Origin of the sequence: Cohnella baijiui, assembly GCF_020731285.1 — a bacterium.
Lineage (GTDB): Bacteria > Bacillota > Bacilli > Paenibacillales > Paenibacillaceae > Cohnella.
In genome coordinates this window covers 1-217 of sequence record NZ_JAJFOW010000463.1, presented here as the reverse complement: position 1 = coordinate 217, position 217 = coordinate 1, and the positions used below count along the sequence as shown (strand labels likewise).

Below are 217 nucleotides of genomic sequence, written 5' to 3'. Positions count from 1 at the left end.
AGTACTATATGAATCTGTAAATAATAGAGTCGTTTCTTTATTGTTCGCAAATGGATACGTAGCATTGGCTGTAAGTTCTACTCGATCCGGTCCATAGGAGACTTCCACTTGAGCAAGAGATAATCCATGTTCGCTCACTCCAATAAGAGATTCGAGCAACTGGATGAGCTTATCAGATGCGAGGACTTCGTGATTAAGAGCAAAACTTCCCTGTCCC

General features: G+C 41.9%; 1 protein-coding gene. It reads right to left on the bottom strand.

Going from position 1 to position 217, the window contains the following annotated elements; translation table 11 throughout:
• On the bottom strand, positions 1-217 hold a 217-nt coding region (locus LKX83_RS33395; protein WP_227887610.1), incomplete at both ends, for a hypothetical protein.